Below are 16,972 nucleotides of genomic sequence, written 5' to 3' on the forward strand. Positions count from 1 at the left end.
ACAGTCCCTTATTTCTTTTACTTACACGGCTTAGCTTATGAAATCCTTGCTATAAGCTGAGCAAGGATAGCTTTGTCCAGAGGTTTGGTCATGACGCCATCAAATTGATGTAGCTGCCCTTCTGGAATCTGTACGGTTACTTGTGATTCATCTGACGTCAGTGCAATAACTTTGCTATTCCATCCCTTTACACTATTGTTGTCTTTGACCGTATTGAGGATATCCCAACCGGTAGGGCCATGCATTTTGAGATCGGTGATAATAATATCCGTTCTATTTTCCTTCAGATAGGCTATTGCAGTAGATGAATCCTGATAGATTTTCACATCTTCGAAATGTTGCAATGCTTGTTTTACGAATAGATTATTGATCGGATTGTCATCAATAACGACAAAGCGTAGCTCTTTTGAGAGCTTATCCAAGCTCGTAATTTGTTTCCTATTTTTCTTTTCTTCGGTGAATGGAACGAGTAACGTAAATGTTGATCCCTTGCCCTGTTGACTGCTAACACTTAACGTTCCGTTTAGCTGTTCGGCCATGAGTTTAGCAATATGTAATCCCAATCCAAAACTATTCTTGGATTTCTGATCGGTCATATAATACTGTTCGAAAATATGCTCCTGATCTTTTGCCGAAATACCTTTTCCTGTATCGTTGACTAATATATGTAATTTGGATCCCTGGTCTCTGCTGATAAAGGCTTTTACCTCTATCTGCCCCTTATCTGTATATTTAATGGCGTTGCTCAAGAGGTTAGAAATAATCTGTCGTACACGATACGTTCCGCTTTTGATTAAGATGTCGGGATCGATATCAATGTAACTGATGAGTTTTAACCCTTTTTTGTCTGCTTGAGCCTGCTGCATTTTTATGAGGTTCGCGAGCAATTGAGTTGGCGAAAAATACTCAGCCTTAATTTCGAGTGTACCAGACTCTAGTTTACCGAGATTCAGAATATCTTCCACAGTATCATTGATCACATGGATATCTTGTGTAATAGAGTCTAATAAAATAGGGTTGACCCGATTGTTTGCCGCATTGCTCTTTAGCAGATCAATAACACTGACCAAAGAATTGACCGGTGTGCGCACATCATGACTTACATTTGCCAGTATACTGGCCTTCTCTTTCGCTGTTCGCAAGGCATAATCTCTAGCGGCAGTAAGCTTACGCTCATACACAAGTGTATTGTAGTGGTAGGACAACAAGAGTGTCACCATAATAATCATGAGAATAATAGAAGCGATGACCTGTTTGCCAAAAATAGAAGAGTTTTCCCGATAAAGCTTGAAATCTTGAATTTCAGCAGCCCTTAATACCTCATCTTCATGGGTCTTAATGCGAAGTAAGGCCGTACTGATCGTACTGAACAAATTGTAGTTAGACTGTAGAAGCTGTCTTTCCTTTTGTTGCAGCTCAGTAAATGAACGACGGATTTTACTGAAATCTTGCCGGTGGAATGTTTCATTTTGTTCGATCAAATTTTGGATCTGGCTATGTATTGCCTTGATTTGATTAACGTTAAAATTCTGCTCCAGCTTATCAGCAACCAAGGTGTCGTTTTTAGCTTTGAAAATACGTGTAAAGAGTTTTTCTTTCTTTCGCACTATGGTATCCTTCTTACTTACATTGAGTGCTGTATCTCGTAATATTTTATTGACAACCGAATCTGCGAGGATACGATTGTTTCCGGGGCGAATTGTTCTATTCGTTTTCGTTAAGAGTGACAGCGAGTCTTTGGCCAAAAAAATCATGTTGTCAACAGATTTTTTAATGTGCGCGAACTCGTCTGAAAGGGAGATATTTTGTTCCAAGGAAGTATTCGTAGAGAAAGTAAGTCCTTTTTGGGAAGATAACTTCGAAAGGGAATCAATATAAAATCGTAACGTATCTAAACTATTACTGTAATTCTTTAAATTTTCGGCACTGAAGTCCACGGTATAAGAGCGAAAGGCATTTCCGGCAGCATTATACGAGGAAAAGAGTTCGTAAAAAAGATTCGTCAATTGATTTTTAGAACTGTAAGCTTTATTTAAACGGGCTTCGGTCTTTTGGTACTCAATATATTGATAGGTAAATATCGAACCGATATAAACCAAGGAAAGAATCAGGAAAGCAATTAAAACTGTCCTGATAATAAATAATTTTTTACTGTTTTTCACGTTATTGTTCTTTCACCCCAATAAGTTAACTATAGCCTATTTTGTTTTGTCTGGAAGTCAAATTTAATACTAAAAAATGATATCCTCTTGGTGTGCCTGTAGCCAACGAGCTACTTTTTGAAAATCTTACACAATCGTTTGATTGAAAGTTGGAGTAGAAGGATCATTTTTTATTTTTTATTTTGCATAACGAAACCAATAAACGGTCTTTTTTTTGTCTGTTTATTTAAAAATAAAAACTTAAATTTTAATGAAAACACTCCTCTGTTCAGTAGCGTTATCCCTTTTATTTGCGCAAGGGCTGCATGCGCAATCTGGGATTGATATTATCCCCAAGCCTCAGGAAATCAATATAGGAGCAGGCCAGTTTCAGTTGAATCCACAAACTTCCTTAAGTTTTAAGAACTGCGATGTGAAAGATGTGTCTTTGTTTGTTGAGCAGCTGAGAAAAGTAACGCATTATCCCCTGAACATAAAAAAACAGGCGAGCAATAGCATTGAATTTAAACTAGACCCTAAATTGACAACGCCTAATGATGAAGGCTATCAGCTTGAGGTTTCCAATCGGGGAGTGGTCGTGACAGCAAAAAGCTCCCATGGGCTTTTCAATGCAACGCAATCACTGCGGCAACTTTTACCGACAGCTTTCGAGGGTAGTAACCCAACCAAAGAAATAAGCTGGAATATTCCAGCAGTGAAAATTAAAGATTATCCCCGCTATCATTGGCGTGGTTATATGAAAGATGTGAGCCGGACTTTCTTCGATGTGAAAACTGTGAAAAAGTATTTGGATGTCATGGCATTATACAAAATGAATACGTTCCATTGGCATTTGACGGATGACCAGGGCTGGAGGATCGAAATAAAGAAATATCCGAAATTGACCATGGAAAATGTGACGGTATTTTATCGAACAGAAAAACAACCTGCAGAACGCAGTGGATTTTATACACAGGAGCAGATCAAGGAAGTTGTTCAATATGCTCGAGAGCGTAATATTACGATTGTGCCCGAGATTGATGTTCCTGGACATTCATGGCCGACAATATTGGCCTATCCTGAACTTGGGGTCAACAAAAATTCCTACCCGAATCACATTTTTCCTTTTGTGTCATCTTGGGGCTATTGGGGAAATCAATTTACCCCCAATACATTGGATCCGACAAAAGAGTTTACGTATGAATTCTTGAATAATGTGTTCACTGAAATCGCTAACCTCTTTCCGGGTAGTTATATCCATTTTGGGGGGGACGAAGTCCGTCATGACTTGTGGGAAAAAGAGGCGCATGTGCAGGATTTTATGAAACAGCACCAGATTAAGGATGTCAAAGCACTTCAGAGCTATTTTGTTCAACGCGTTTCTGATATCATCGTCCAGAAAGGGAAAAAACCGATCGGGTGGAATGATATCTTAGCTGATGCTGAAAACTTGCCGAAGAGTACGGCAATCATGAGCTGGCTTGGTGAGGAAGCGATCAAGGAAGCGACCAAAGATGGATTTAAGGCCGTAGCCACACCAGCATCGCATCTCTATTTTGATATTACACAGGCCGATCGGAATGATGGTACCATGACTGACCTGGCCTATCCGCAGATAAACTCGCTGAAAAGAGTGTATGAATTTGATCCTTCTGCGGGACTTAGTCCGGCTGAGGATCAGCTTGTCCTCGGTGTTCAGGGAAATATGTGGACAGCGTTGGCCCAGGATATTAAAGACCTGAATGTGCAGAATTTTCCGCGACTGCTTGCGGTTGCTGAAATTGGATGGGCTGCTAAGTCAGCGAAAGATTATACAGCGTTCAGCCATCGATTGGATGCCAATCTTCCAAGATTAGATTCCATGCGTATTGATTATTATCGTCCCGGGGGATATATTGCGGGATCATGGGGACCTAATGATATCAAGGAAACGTATAGTTTTCTAACTTTTGACGTGAGCAGGAAGATTTACGATAATGGACGAGCGCAAGCTGGATTTTTCTTTGTGGAGGGGAAGAATTTTCTGGAGATTGATGCCGTACAATTGCTACAGGACGGGCAGGTCATTGCAGAGGATGGACATCATGCGCTTGCGGATAAATTTAGGGGAACCAACAAGATCAAACCTTTTTACTACAATTTTACGGTAACGAACTATAATCCGCAATCGAAATACGAAATCAAAGCCCGCGTCAGAGGCGCTGGCGGTGTGGATTCAAAAGGAAATTTTACATTTAATTTGTCTCCGAATAGGCCTTTTGATAAGATAGAAAAAAAATAAAGGGTATTACCCTTTATTTTTTACTTATTTGAGTTCGATCATCTTTTGATTTGCATTCTCTTCTTTTACTTCTTGAAGGATTGCAATTTCAATAGGTGCAATCAGACTTAAAATAATCAATGCAATGAAAGCTACAGGGAAAATAATTCCGATGATTACAGCTAATAGCAGGGAGATATTTAAGTATTCTTGTCCATTCTTGGAGGAAACTTTTAAACGGGAGCTTTTGAAGGAATCAAAAAGATCTTGAAAAACTTTAGTAATTGTTTTACTGTTGATGCTGAATGTTGTTTTAGTTGCCATGATGTTTATTTTTTAATTTTTTTATTTCTTATTTGATGACTCAAAGATAGGAAGCAAATATGGCCCTGAAGAGGGGCATTAGGCCAGTCTCGAGACAATCTCGGTAAACGACCCGCTTTTATCGGTTAATACTTTTTTGAAATTAGGGTAAGTGATATGATGATCAATATAGCCGAGGGGGATATATCCTTAAACAAAAAACAGGGGTAGCTTTTTAGGCTACCCCTGTTTTTTGTCTATTATTTTGCTAGCGTGATTATAGACCTACGTGCTCTGTTTTCGATTTTGTTGGTCCCGATGGTCCTTGTTTAAACGCTGGGTCATAGTTCCATTCAATCGTGTCGGTTAATACCTTACCGTCTTTTTGGATTACTTTTGCTTCCACAGCATTCTTTCCCGGTTTTAGCTTTACGTTTTCGAAGATGTAGTGTACATTGGTCTGACCAATTTTGGCTCCTTTGATCGTTTGCCCATTGATGATCAATGTTGGCTCACCTCTGTTCGAATAAACCGTAATAGGCGTAATTTCATTACCTCTATTGATCATACGACGCTGTGTAATATATAACACGGGTTCTTTGCTCCAATTGGCTTTGTACCAATAAAAGCCATCCTTCTTCAGTTTACGGTCAAAGGAAACCAGTCCTTTATAATTCCGGGGGTTAACGTTCAGCGCAGTAATGGGCGTGGCAAAATCGAATGTGTTCCAGACATAAGAACCTAGGAAAATTGGACTTTTGGATATCACGCCCCAATGTACTTCATGAAATTTGGTTGCATATTCTTCAGGGAAAAACGATGGATTGCTCCATTGATTTCCAAAATTTCCAACTTCTTCTGCTTGATCTTCGGGAATGGCTTCTGCACCATATTCCGAAAAGATAATCCGGTAATCTTTGAATTCTTCACTGATACGTTTTGCCCAGGAGGCGACATCATCCTCTTTATCTGATTTATCTTCCAGTTCACCATTGTACCAGCCAAAGTAATGATTGATGCCTTGTACATCTGCATTATTGTTAACTGGATGGTCGATAACATTGTAACCGCTGACAGAAACGGTATAGCGATCAGGATCTTCGGATTTAGCGAGGTCATTTAATTTGGTCGTTAGTTCGACGGTATAGGCAGAAGGAGAGTATACCTCATTGTGCATACCCCATATATAGATGGAAGGATGGTTGAAATTTTGGCGGATCAGTTCTTTCAACTGTTGTTGTGCGTTGTTGTCTTCCAAGGTGGTTACCCGATTGACAAACGGGATTTCGGCCCAGATAACGAGACCCATGCTATCGCATTTTGAATAGAAGTACTCAGACTGTTGGTAATGTGCCAATCGAATCGATGTTGCTCCCATTTCTTTGATGATTGCTAAGTCTTCGTCGTGGTCTGCATTGCTTAGGGCCGATCCTTTACCTAGTCGATCCTGATGGCGACAAACACCATATAGCGGATATTTGATATCATTTAGGAAAAATCCTTCACCGGTTCGTAATTCAAATTTACGAAGACCAAGAGGTGCTGTTACCTCATCAATTACCTGGTTGTTCTTTTTGATCTGTGTGACCACCTTATAGAGATAGGGATCATCTAAACCTTGCCATAAATGTGGACTTTTGACTAGGATTTGTTGCGTAACAGTTTGACGACCTTGCGGTAACAACGTGTACTGTGTGCTTTGTTTGGCTTTAATCGATCCGTCTTTTTCGAAAACGGTTGTCAATAACTCAATTGGTTGTTTTTTTCCGGATTTGTTGTCTATTTTTATTTTTACAGCAACATCGGCTGTTTTCTTGGAGACATTTTTTTGCGTGATATAGATTCCTTTAGCTGCAAAATCATTCACCGCAATATGGATGTCGTCGGTTACAATAAGCTCGACAGGTCTATAAATGCCGCCGTACATGGGGAAAAGGGTATGGTTAACAGGAATGACCTGTGGAGTAGCTTCATTGTTTACCTTCACCAAAATCTCGTTTTCTTTTCCAAATTGGAGCATATTGGTCAGTTCGAATACAAATGCAGAATAACCACCCTGATGTCTGCCCACGAAGTTATAATTTCCATTGCGTTTCGTATTGTCGTAGGTAATATCATTTTTGCCTTCTTTGGTAGGAAGGGGCTGATTGTTTACGTATACTTCTGTGTTGGTATTGACCCCTTCAAATCGAATGAAAATGCGTTTGCCTTTCCAAGCTGTTTCGGGAACAAAAGATTTACGATAATAAGCATCACCGGTATAAAAACGCTCATTTTTTCCTAAGCTACCGGACTTAATCTCTTTGGTCTGCATATCGTTTGCATTCCAGGTGTGCGGTAAATTGACAAGTTGCCATTTCCCTTCAAACAGTTGATTATAGTCTAATGTCGAAGTAGAAAAAGGTCCCTTTTTGAAAGTCCAGCTGGTATTAAATGGAACTACGGTTCGCGCTTGTACGTTCAATAGCAGTATTCCAATAAAGATTAAGGTATAAAAGATCTTTTTTATCATACGGTTTTAACTTAGGGTGTTGTATTTGTGTCTTCAAATATAGCTAACAAAATGATAATGACTAATTGGACTAGCCTCGGTAGAACTGCTATTCGATCTTGTTTTTAATTAATAGTGATCAAAATATCGCTATTAATAATTGTTTTTTCTTTATTCGCTTTGTTGCGTCCATCCACTACAACGTTTTCGAGATTTGCGCAAACGATTGACTATACTTAGACTACAGTAATAAATAATAAATTCTTTACCATTGCATTACAAGATAAACTGTGGACAGAACCGATATAAACAGTTCATACGATGGATTTTCGTATTCCTTTTACATCGCGTGCTGGCTGTGGTGAGCCGATTATAGCACAAACTAGGTTTGAATAATGTAGGATCGAACCTCGTTAGAAACAAATACTTTACACAAGCAGATTTAATCTGATCAGTTGAAAATAACTATAGAACGGATGAAACATAGATTAATAGGAACATTTCTTTTGGTATTCTTGACGATACAGTTTGTGGAGGCACAGGTTGCTATTATCCCACGTCCGCAACAGCAGGAAGCGCGGAAGGGGAAACTGATCCTGGGTAGAAATATAGGCATTATAAGCGATCCTTATTTTGATCCCACGATATTGTATTTCAAGAAGCTCCTACTTGGGCGTTTCGGAATTTCGGCCTATGTTGCGACCAAGGTCGACGAAGCCCAGGTTATGGTAAGCTGGGATAAAACACTTGAACATGAAGCCTATCGTTTGCAGATAGATGCTACTCATATTCGAATTTACGCTTCAGATAAATCAGGACTTGTCAATGGAATTGCAAGTTTAGACCAATTGTTGTCCGTTGCAGCCCAAAGCGGTGATCAGCGTGAGTTGGATGCTGTTGAAATTAAAGATAAAGCACAATTTACATGGCGCGGTTTTATGTTAGATGAGTCGAGACACTTCTTCGGAAAGGAAAAAGTAAAGTCATTGTTGGACTGGATGGCTTTCTATAAACTGAACAAGTTTCATTGGCATTTGACGGATGAGCCTGCGTGGCGCCTTAGTATACAACGTTATCCCTGGCTGGCTCAAATAGGTGGGATAGGCAATTATTTAGATCCCTATGCTGGAGTACAGTATTATACGCAAAATGATATCAGTGAGATTATTGCTTATGCTGATGAACGTAATATTGAGGTCATTCCTGAGATTGATATGCCTGGACATGCAACAGCGGCAAACCGCGCGTATCCGTTTTTATCGGGCGGAGGTAATGAAAAACACCCTGATTTTACTTTTCACCCAGCAAAAAATACGACATATTCATTTTTAAGCCATGTGTTGCGCGAAGTAAAAGCGCTTTTTCCTTCGACTTACATTCATTTGGGCGGCGATGAGGTTGCTTTCGGTAGTGATGCCTGGAACAATGATCTAAAGGTGCAGGAGTTAAAAAGGCAGAAGGGCTGAAATCCAATAAGGAAGTGGAAGAGTATTTTATTCGACGTATGGCAGATTCCGTTGCCCGAATAAATGGAAAAATCATTGTTTGGGATGAGATGGTAGACGCAAAACTGAACAAAGCGCAGACTGTGATGATGTGGTGGCGCCATGATAAACCCGAACAGCTCAACAAAATTTTGGATAAAGGATATCAGGCAATTCTTACACCGCGTTTACCTTTATATTTTGATTTTGTGCAGCAGGAAAATCATCGGTATGGACGGAAATGGGGCAAAGGGTTTAACCCTATTCAAGATGTCTACAATTTTGCAGGCGAACAGTTGGATAGTTTAGGTGGTCGAAGAAAACAGATATTGGGTATCCAGGCCAATCTATGGACTGAAACCGTGACAAATACCAATCGATTGGATTATCTCATCTTTCCGAGAATTGCGGCATTGGCGGAAGCAGCATGGACATCTGGCAAGCAACGTAATTTTGACCAATTTACTAAAGTGTTAAAGAAACATTTAGCATTGTATCGGGAACAGGGACTCTATTACTTTGATCCATTTCAGGACAGTAACCCTGAACCAGTGGTCATGAAGAAAGTACAGAAACAGTATATTGATCGTCCCGACTAGTTGCGTTTTTTGTCTTTGAATAAGTTGGACTATATAGAATCGTGGTAATAAACAATTAGATAAAATATGATAAGCTATAACAGATTGATGATGACCTTGCTGTTGGCTGGTGCGCTATTGGCCGGGAAAACTGTTTCTGCCCAATGGACTGGGCCACGCAAAAAGGTGGAGCAAAGAATTGACGTAAAATACGGGCCATTAACGCCGGCACATCGAACCGACGAAGCTATGGCGCGTTTTCGGAGATATGGTTTAGGGCAGTTTATCCATTGGGGCCTTTATGCTATCCCAGGAAATGAATGGGAAGGGGTAAGTGCTCGTAAAGGTGCGGCCGCTTCCGAATGGATTCGTACCTGGAGTGGACCTACTGCACCAAAGGACTGGAAAAACACCTATGATAATTTATACAAGCAATTTAATCCCAAAGGATTTGACGCAAAGCTTTGGGCTAAGCAGGCTAAAGAAATGGGGGCAAAATACCTGATTTTTACCACCAAACATCACGATGGATTTGCCTTATGGCCTTCGAAGTATACTGACTATACCATTAAGAAAAGCCCTTATAAAAAAGACATCGTCAAGCAGGTTGTAGACGCTTACACCGCTGAAGGGATAGATGTGTTTTTGTATTTTTCGATCTTAGAATGGAATAATTCAAACTATATGGGTAAGGCGCCGTCTACAACGGAAGAAAAGGCAAAATTCAATAAGTTTTTGGAGTATACCCGTAACCAATTGTTGGAGCTGCTTCAAAACTATCCGCAGATAAAAGGGTTTTGGTTCGATGGTACCTGGGATCAGTCCTGGATTCAGTCCTATGATTTTACCTATAAACTGGAAAAGGAACTCCGTGAGAAACATCCGGGCTTAATCATCGGTAGCCGTTTTCGAAACGATGAATTTGGAAAACGGCATTTCGACTCGAATGGCGATATGCTGGGGGATTATGAGCAAGGCTGGGAACGCAAAATGCCGAAAGAATTTGAATGGCTAGAGGGGCGTGACTGGGATTGTGTGATGACCATCCCGCCTAACGGTTGGGGTTACATGAAAGATTGGTCGGGTATTTATACAAAGACATCCGACGATTTGATCGATATGTTGATGAATTGTGTGTCGATGAACGGGAATTTCGTATTGAATTTTGGCCCGGATGGAAATGGTCGGATGCATCCAGGAGAGGATAAATTGGCGAAAGAGATTGGTGATTGGATCAAAATCAATGGTGAAGCTGTTTATGGTGTGAGACATGCAGGACTTGCTCCATCTAAATTGGGTTATTTTACCAAAAAAGAGGACAACCTCTATCTTACTGTCTTTAATCGACCGGTCAATAATATTGTCCGCATTGCTGTACCGAAGAATTCAGCTGAGGTTCCGGTAGAGGCTGTCTTATTGCAAAATGGTCAATCATTAGCTCTTAAACGTTCCGATATTGGTTTGGATCTTGATAAGAATACATATTATGATGTTGTTCTTCCGGCAACGTTTAGGACAGATAAAGCTTTTGTTGTAAAGATGAAGCTTGGTAGGCCAAAAGGACAGAGTGATCAACTCATGGATGCAAAAATGTAATTCTTGGCATTCGCGCGAAGGTTTTCGCGATCTCATCGGCATTTCAAATGTATATGAGCGCAACTCGAGACCATTGGGAGTGAACGAGAAAAAAGCGGGACTTAAATCATTGTTGATTTAGGTCCCGCTTTTCTTTTATAGAATTTCCAACAGTTCCTGTGGATGGTGGATAATATGCTGTGCACCGTGTTGTCTTAACTCGTTCTCTTCCCGAAAGCCCCAAGTAACACCGATAGCTGTTACCCCTGCATTATTGGCGGTATCCATATCCACGGATGAATCGCCTACATAAAAGCAATCTTGTTTGTTAACACCGAGTGTTTGAATACTGTCGAAGACAATATCGGGATCAGGCTTGGCGGGGCGACCTGTTCGATGCCCCAAAACGAGATCAAATGAAATATCGGGAAAGTATTCGGCCATCAAAGGTATCACCGCTTCATGGTATTTATTTGATGCTACCGAGATGAGATAGCCTAATGATTTCAGTTCTTGTAGTAGCGGTATAGTCCCTGTGTAGGGTCGTGTATGCGATACAGGTTTTTGTTCATAATATGTCTTAAAAGCTGCAAGTAAGACTGTGATCGTCTCTACTGTCCGTGCTTCTTCGGGTAATGCCCTTTCGATAAGTTTCTGCACGCCATTGCCTACAAATTTCTTATAGGCAACGAGTGGATGCGTTGGGTATCCATGTTGTTCAAGAATAGCATTGCAGCTGTCCCCGAGGTCCTGTAATGTGTCTAGCAGTGTTCCGTCCAGATCAAATAGTATAAGCTTCATCTGATAAATCTAGTAAAAATTGCGATTGAACTATGGTATAATAATGAGATTAAATGGTAGTTTATATCTTGTGTATAATAAAAAGATTACTGAAGACTTGGGGAGATCAAAAAAAATAGGAGCTCATTTATAACGAGCTCCTATCTTTAATTCCGCTTAAGAAGAGTTAATCGGATTTCATTTATATTATTTTACCAAATAGATCAATGTTGGAAAGTGATCTGAGTAGCCATTGATAAATACTCCTCCAGAAAATGTTCGGTGCGGATAACCTTTGTTTCGACCTTCCTGTTGCACCAAAAAATCCCGATTGAAGATTTCAGCTTTGACAAAACGTAAACCCTTGTTTTTGTTGTCCAATAAAGGTCTGGAAATAATGATTTGATCAAAGAGATTCCATTGTCCCTGATAGCCCAGTGATCCAATTCCCTTATCGTAAAACGTCCACATGGTATTATATAAGCCCTGCGCAGGTACATCCTGCGGATTTTTCTTGGCCTGTAATACTTCCTTTACACTTTTATCTTTGGGATCATCATTTAAATCGCCCATGATAATAATCTTGGCCTCGGGATTTTCACGATATAGAGAATCACAGATACCTTTGGTAATACCTGCTGCAAATTCGCGAAGTTCAGAAGATTTATTGCCATAACGCGAAGGCCAGTGATTGACAATGATATGTACTGTATCTCCAGCAATCGTGCCGGATACCAATAGTTGATCTCTCGTCTTAAAGCCTGGGTTTTCTGGTAGGTTGAATGGATGAACCTTGTCATTAAAAGGCGTGAAGAATTCCGGATTGTAAAGGAACCCAACATCCACACCGCGACGGTCAGGAGAATCGTGATGAACGATCTTTAATCCCAGCTCACGGAGCTGGGGATCTCGTGTAAGATCTTCCAAAACCCGACGGTTCTCAATTTCGGCTACCCCAAGAGCAATGGGACCCAAACTAGAACTAGGTGAACCGATGGCACGAATCACTCGTGCCATGTTTTTTATTTTTTGCTGATACTTAGCTTCTGTCCATGTATTGGCACCCTTTGGTGTAAACTCATCGTCATTGATCGTTGAATCTTTTACAGGATCGTATAGATTCTCCAAATTGTAGAATGCGATGGGGTAAACCCGACGGTTGGTTTGTGCGAAACTTGTGTGTACAACAAATAAAAGGAGAAGAAAAATACAGCTGATGTGTTTATAGTTCATCTTTAATTTATTTAGTAACGATAATCGTATTGCCAGAACCGTTTCCGCCAGTTGCGCTTACGATTTTAATATTATCTAAACGGAAGCCAAATGCATTGTCAGCGCCAGTCATTATAAATTCGACGGTACTTGTCGCTGCGGGTGTAATGTTTGGAATACTGACCGTGTAATATTTATTACGGTCATCTGTTGAGTTGATCGCTACTGGTGTGCTTGGAATCGTATAAGTTGTTCCGTTGACCTTCACCTTCATAGCATTGAGGTTGGTCGCTTCACCAACATTGTAAATATTAGGAACAAGCTGGTAGCTCAATGTAAGATCCGTTTTGTTGGCTGTTTGTATTCCGGCGATTTTCAGTGTAATATCTTTGTTTGCCGGAAGCCATACTGAGGCACTGATTCCTGTCGCTGTACGAATATCTGCCGAACCACTTTCCTCGCTGTACGTCACGGGAGCTTTCATATCGAAATCGGTGAAATCTGCAATTTTAGGACGGTTGCCACTTGGGTAGGTACCATTTCCAAATGTCTCGTTGAAAATTGTTCCTCCGGTTTCAGGGTCAGTTGGTGTTGTTCCGGCGTCAGTTCCATCAAAGTCAATCACATCTGTTTTATCGCGCAGGAAGAGCTGCCAGCCTCCATTGTAACGGCCCAATATTCCTACTAATGCTCCATTCCCTTTAGGAAGAATATCTTTAGCAAAACTGGAGAAGTTACTGTTGCGGACATCCAATGTTTTGCCATTCGCATCTTTGACTACTTCGCTAACAGTCGCCGTTCCACCTGCGAAAGCATTGACACCACCATTGTTAAAACGCACATTTTTAATGATAACCAACTTGTTGACCATAGAAGCGTCTAATTTAGAAAGATCAACTTCCAATGGCGTTAAATTGGCCGCATTGGGCCATCCGTTTACTTTGGTATGCTCTTTGAAAATTTCCCAGGCGATACGGTTGGCATTTGTTCCACTGAAACCGATCTGTAGTTCACTGCCATATTTCACCATGGAAAGGCCTTTTAAGTTGATATACACTTCCTGACCTGCGCGGAAAGTTGTGTACATGCTATTTTGGTCGACTCCTAGATTGATGGCAGCAGTTTCATCCTGGATGTACAATTGTTTGTAGATATTACCCGAAATGTCGTTTCCGGTTACCAGTGCTTTAATGATCAGATCCTCATCGATTACTTTTGGATCGGTAATGTTAGCATATTTTTCTTTCAATGCGGCTATCGTTGTGTTGGCATTGGGCCCGTCATAGATCGGTTGAGTCAATAGGGGGGCTTCAGGATCACGCTTACAGGCTCCTGTAAATAAGATGAGTCCAATACAGATAACCGATAGCATCGATGTATAGACCGCTTGTATATTTTTTTTGTTCATTATTGTAGAGATTAAAATCTATAGGATACGTTCATAAAACAGTTGATTCCCTGCATGTAATAATATTTGGATGCAAACTTATTTGCTGCAGTAATATCCAAACGTGCATTTTCGAAACCTCCCGTTCTGATGTTTTTGTTATTTAAGACGTTATTGACCGCTAAATTGAAGTTCATTGAATTGCGATTTTTCAGGTAAAGAATTTTACCGATTGATAGGTCGACTGTTGCGCTATTTTTGAACTTTTCTTGATCAGTAAGGATATGATAAGCATTATCGAGCTCTGGATCGTAAGGATTGATGGTGCTGTAGTTAGATGCCAACTGACGAAGAGGAGCTTTCGATAGATACATATCGCCAGCGTAATTTAAATTAGCGCCAAAAAACCAGTAGTTTACGAAATAACGGACTCCTAAAGTTCCTGCGGTCTGTGGCATTCCACCAACATAGTAGTTATTGAGGTACACCATCTCGCGTTCATTATTGATCAATCCATTTTCGGAGTTTTGTGCTCCCATTGGGTTGTTGCTGTAATAGTATTCAGCCTTTGTGGCTGCGAGATCAATACTCCAATTGTTGTCAACTTTATAGGTCAATCCGAGCTCTATCCCTCTATTAACCTGGTTCATATCTTTTAGACCATGGTTGATAAAGGTACGGGCGGCATCGTTATAGTAACTTTGTCGGCTGATGAGATCTGTAAAGTTGGTCTGAAAGACCGATAAACGACCATTTAGTTTCGGCAGGGAGAAGACATAACTGATATCTGTAGAGAATATCTTGGCACTCTTGAGGTCTTCAAAAGTAAAGTCACTTACCCTTGGTGAGATATAAGCATCATTAGCCAATGGCGCTTTGGTCTGATAGCTAATTTTTGCATTTAATAAGTGGCGGCCATTGAATTTGTAGGTCATTCCCCCCTTGAAAGCATAGTCAAAAAAGTGGTGTTCTTGCCCTTTACCATAAGAATTGGTCGGGAAGCGTCCATTTTTCATGTAGCCTACACGTTGAAAACTGGTGTAAGAAAGCTGTGTAGCGTAGAAAAAGTCGATGTTCGAATACGTGTATTCGTTTTGTAGCCATGCATTCGCAGACTTGATATTGATGTTGTAACGATATCCAAAAATATCATCTTTGCGTGCCATAAAGTTGGGATTCAACAAGTCGTTTTGGCTCTGACCTGTATTTTGTCCAAAGTCACGTTCAGAGAATTTGTCAATATCCAGCACATATTCAGCGCCCAGCAGATCCGCTACAGTTTTATATTGCTGGGATTGTGATCCTTTGGCGCCGATACCGAGCGTCAATTTAGCATGCTCATTGATCGTTTTGTTGAGTGTTGTATTGAAACTGCTTTCCAATAGGTCGCTATGGCGTTTCTCCAACATGTAGATAGCTGCACCATCGTTGATTTTATTTTCGAGCTTGTTGACGAGGTATAAATTGTCCCAATCTACTTGCGATACTTTTGCCGATTGCCAAAGGTTGCTGTAGTATTGATTTGTGATGGAATCCGTAAAATAACTCGGCAAATTGCGGTAATAGTCGGGTCTTGGATCCGGACCGTTGTACCAGTTTAATGCTGTACTGGCATACTTGCCATAGTGCAGCGATATACCTGTCGTTAGTTTTGTATTTGGATCGATTTTCCAGATATGTGAAAGGATTGCGGTAGGGTCATAAGCAGTGACGATACGTGAGTTCCTGATTTTTCCGTCTTGGTAGCCCCAATTGGGGTTGTATAGGTTGTTATCGAGGAGATCATAGGCTTCCTGGAAAGAACCTGATTGTTGGCCGCGCTCTACCGGTGAACCAAAGGTGACCAGTGATAAACTATGTTTGCCTTGCTGGAATTGTTTTTCGATGGAAAGTGCGTAGGAGAAGTTTTTGTAAAATGTACCTTCAATATTTCCTTTGTCTGCATAACGACCACCGATTAAGCCTGTAAATGCCCAGCCATTGTCCATTAGTCCCGTTGAATAGCTCAGCATACCCCGGCTATAGTAATTGCGGTTGGTGTATGTGGCTGTTGCTTTTGCTCCTTTGGCGAAGGTGCTGGCGCGCATATTGATATTTTCGGAACCGCCGATGGAGCCGAATGTAAAGGTCGAGGCGTCCATAGCATTGTCTTGGTCTCCATTTCGGGTCAAATCATTGATGGCACCGATGGAAGCATAGTTGAAGACTCCGCGCAATTGGTCGTTGAAGTGTACGCCGTTGATGTATTTTTGTTCGTAGCGGTTGTTGTATCCGCGGAGGCGAAAACGGAATTGAGAGAGCTGATAACCAATTTTGTTGACGTATACGTCGTTAGAAAGGATAATCTTGGCTGCAATGTTTTGGTCGAAAGATTCGTTGTCATCATCCAATAGATCATCGGCAGCCATGCTTAGTTGTACCATGTTGTCGTTGTCGGTACTTGGAAGGACATAGATATCGTCCATTTTGAGCAGGCCGGAGGCCGGGATCTGAACGGTAATTTTGATCTCCTGGATATTACCACCTTTGATCAGGATAGTTTCCTCACCCGAGTTTAACTTCGGTAGACTGAAGTTCCCTTTGGAATCGGTGACGACCGACTTTTGATTTTTCTCAAAGACGAGACGTACATTGGAGAAAGGTTCTTTGCTCACTTGGTTGCGGACAATACCCTGTACATTGGCCCTTTGGGCAAATATAGGTGTACTGGCAGCAGATAAGAGGGCAAAAAGTATGTATTTTTTATACATAGCTTGAGGTT

General features: G+C 40.8%; 9 protein-coding genes and 1 pseudogene. 3 read left to right on the forward strand and 7 right to left on the reverse strand.

Features of this window, described 5'->3' with window-relative positions; all coding sequences use genetic code 11:
* Window positions 1–35: 35 nt before the first annotated feature.
* Window positions 36–2,162, reverse strand: a complete 2,127-nt coding sequence (locus B4N43_RS00030; protein ID WP_248932934.1) for an ATP-binding response regulator — start codon at window positions 2,160–2,162, stop codon at window positions 36–38.
* A 250-nt stretch (window positions 2,163–2,412) separates the two neighbouring features.
* On the opposite strand from B4N43_RS00030, the gene B4N43_RS00035 reads away from it, so the two are divergent.
* Window positions 2,413–4,422, forward strand: coding sequence for a beta-N-acetylhexosaminidase (locus tag B4N43_RS00035; protein WP_248932935.1), 2,010 nt, complete (start codon window positions 2,413–2,415; stop codon window positions 4,420–4,422).
* 24 nt (window positions 4,423–4,446) lie between these two features.
* Here B4N43_RS00035 and B4N43_RS00040 read toward each other — a convergent pair whose 3' ends face one another.
* A complete protein-coding gene (locus B4N43_RS00040; protein ID WP_075990719.1) occupies window positions 4,447–4,725 on the reverse strand; it encodes a DUF4342 domain-containing protein in 279 nt (92 codons plus the stop codon).
* A 256-nt stretch (window positions 4,726–4,981) separates the two neighbouring features.
* A complete protein-coding gene (locus tag B4N43_RS00045) occupies window positions 4,982–7,216 on the reverse strand; it encodes a glycoside hydrolase family 2 protein (protein WP_286732162.1) in 2,235 nt (744 codons plus the stop codon).
* Window positions 7,217–7,671: 455 nt separating this feature from the next.
* On the opposite strand from B4N43_RS00045, the pseudogene B4N43_RS00050 reads away from it, so the two are divergent.
* Both B4N43_RS00050 and B4N43_RS00055 read left to right on the forward strand, forming a co-directional pair.
* Window positions 7,672–9,278 (forward strand): annotated as a pseudogene (locus B4N43_RS00050) (beta-N-acetylhexosaminidase).
* A gap of 66 nt (window positions 9,279–9,344) precedes the next feature.
* Window positions 9,345–10,853: an alpha-L-fucosidase gene (locus tag B4N43_RS00055; RefSeq protein ID WP_286732163.1), complete on the forward strand. Its 1,509-nt coding sequence runs from the start codon at window positions 9,345–9,347 to the stop codon at window positions 10,851–10,853.
* Between the two features lie 135 nt (window positions 10,854–10,988).
* Here B4N43_RS00055 and B4N43_RS00060 read toward each other — a convergent pair whose 3' ends face one another.
* The 4 genes from B4N43_RS00060 to B4N43_RS00075 form a co-directional block, all read right to left on the reverse strand.
* A complete protein-coding gene (locus B4N43_RS00060; RefSeq protein WP_286732164.1) occupies window positions 10,989–11,633 on the reverse strand; it encodes an HAD family hydrolase in 645 nt (214 codons plus the stop codon).
* Between the two features lie 186 nt (window positions 11,634–11,819).
* A complete protein-coding gene (locus B4N43_RS00065) occupies window positions 11,820–12,845 on the reverse strand; it encodes an endonuclease/exonuclease/phosphatase family protein (RefSeq protein ID WP_286732174.1) in 1,026 nt (341 codons plus the stop codon).
* A 7-nt stretch (window positions 12,846–12,852) separates the two neighbouring features.
* A complete protein-coding gene (locus B4N43_RS00070; RefSeq protein ID WP_286732175.1) occupies window positions 12,853–14,232 on the reverse strand; it encodes a DUF5689 domain-containing protein in 1,380 nt (459 codons plus the stop codon).
* Between the two features lie 11 nt (window positions 14,233–14,243).
* Window positions 14,244–16,961, reverse strand: a complete 2,718-nt coding sequence (locus tag B4N43_RS00075) for a TonB-dependent receptor (RefSeq protein WP_286732176.1) — start codon at window positions 16,959–16,961, stop codon at window positions 14,244–14,246.
* Window positions 16,962–16,972: the final 11 nt, after the last annotated feature.

This window comes from Sphingobacterium sp. UBA1897 (assembly GCF_002337775.1).
Lineage (GTDB): Bacteria > Bacteroidota > Bacteroidia > Sphingobacteriales > Sphingobacteriaceae > Sphingobacterium > Sphingobacterium siyangense.